At 34.5% G+C, this 1,465-nt stretch carries 3 protein-coding genes; 2 read left to right on the top strand and 1 reads right to left on the bottom strand.

What is annotated here, in order from left to right; translation table 11 throughout:
* Positions 1-43 precede the first annotated feature (43 nt).
* Both DW121_RS15475 and DW121_RS15480 read left to right on the top strand, forming a co-directional pair.
* Positions 44-436 (top strand): hypothetical protein, encoded by a 393-nt coding sequence (locus DW121_RS15475; protein ID WP_118324489.1) that lies wholly within the window; start codon positions 44-46, stop codon positions 434-436.
* Between the two features lie 58 nt (positions 437-494).
* Complete coding sequence (locus tag DW121_RS15480) at positions 495-863, top strand: pyocin knob domain-containing protein (protein ID WP_118324491.1); 369 nt, start codon at positions 495-497, stop codon at positions 861-863.
* A 58-nt stretch (positions 864-921) separates the two neighbouring features.
* Here the strand turns inward: DW121_RS15480 and DW121_RS15660 are convergent.
* A partial coding sequence (locus tag DW121_RS15660; protein WP_118324493.1) for a hypothetical protein occupies positions 922-1,465 on the bottom strand: 544 nt, incomplete at its 5' end.

The following is a 1,465-nucleotide window of genomic DNA, read 5'->3' on the forward strand; positions in this document are numbered from 1 at the left end:
GTTTTAATCTGCCGTATCTTGTGCCCCTAAAAGGTACAAGGGTATGGTAGATAAGAGAATGAATACCTTTATTCAGGCAACGAAAGTAGAATATGTGTATGCGGAAACAGCGGACGGTAGCCAAGTAAAGATTAAGAAGAATGATTTAATTCGTGAAAAACTTTATTATGTGGGTATTAATCAAGAACTTGACCTTGGGATTAATATAAGTGCGTTGTTAGTGATAAAAGCAACTCATATAACAGGTAGTATATCTGTGGTTGAGTCAAGGAATAACTCCACAGCTTTCACATTAATATCAAATCCTAATGATATTTATGTATATGAAAAGGAAGAACCCGGCAAATTTTGTATCTATAAAACAGAAACATATGGAAATATTAAAGTCAAAAATATGACAGACACACCTTCAAGTTTAATTATTTCTATGTTGTAGCATACATTTTCATGAGGCTTTTGTGGCTTTATGTCTTTTGCCCCTAAAAAGTATTGATATGGCAGAGGATATAAAAATGAGCGAGTTTTCATCAGTATCTAACGCAGAGTATATATATGCTGAAACAGCTGATGGGTCGCAGGTAAAAATAAAGAATAATCAATTAGTTTACGTAATAGGTACTTTAATTGATAATGGTAATGCTTTAGATTTGAATGCAATTGATAAAAGCGGATTATATAATATTGGTGATAAATGCGAAAATATCCCACCCAATTCAGGACAAACACAAGGGTGCATCCTTTTCCATTTACATTGGGATATAAATTGTGCCAAACAGCTTTATTTTACATATATTACCGGAACTATTTACTATCGCCACAAAACAGGTTCGTGGTCTGACTGGAAGCAAATATCTTTTATCTAATCACAGATGTTCTTAAACCACCATACCTTTCCTAAATAAGGCATGGTGGTAAAATCGCTCATTGAAGTTCATTTTCTGTAAAATTACCTGTTACGTCCATAATCTGTGATATGTCCTCATGGAAGCCGATTAAGCACAATTTATTTCCACCGTATTGGTTAATAATTACATCTATTGCAATATATACTTCTCCATTATAACGAATTATTCTTAAATTGGAAAAAGAACCATATTCAGTATGAGCAACATCGTACTGAATAGTACCACCTGATGCATAATGTACTTTGGCCCATCCTGACAAGCTATGATTCATAGAAGGGTCTGACATTGTAAATAACTCAAAAAAATTAAAATGGTAACTGTGCTCCTCACCTATTCGAAATAAAGTGACGGTAAAGGTTTTACTCCCTCCATCAGGTTTAGACAGTGATATAACGCGTTTGGGTAGCCAATAATACATTCCATTCCCGTAGTATCGTTCTCCAGGTAGTGCTTCAATAACATTTTGTAAGGATGGGGTAATACTATTTCCTCCCGCATCCAGTCCTCTTAAATTAACAGGTGTACCATTCTGCATCTCGTTTTCTCTTTTATCTGCCATA

It is taken from the genome of Bacteroides sp. AM10-21B, assembly GCF_003472565.1.
GTDB lineage: Bacteria > Bacteroidota > Bacteroidia > Bacteroidales > Bacteroidaceae > Bacteroides > Bacteroides propionicigenes.

Excerpts from the sequence above, each read along its gene's own strand:
- DW121_RS15475 (WP_118324489.1), top strand. The coding sequence starts at position 44 with ATGGTAGATAAGAGAATGAATACCTTTATTCAGGCAACGAAAGTAGAA.
- DW121_RS15480 (WP_118324491.1), top strand. The coding sequence starts at position 495 with ATGGCAGAGGATATAAAAATGAGCGAGTTTTCATCAGTATCTAACGCA.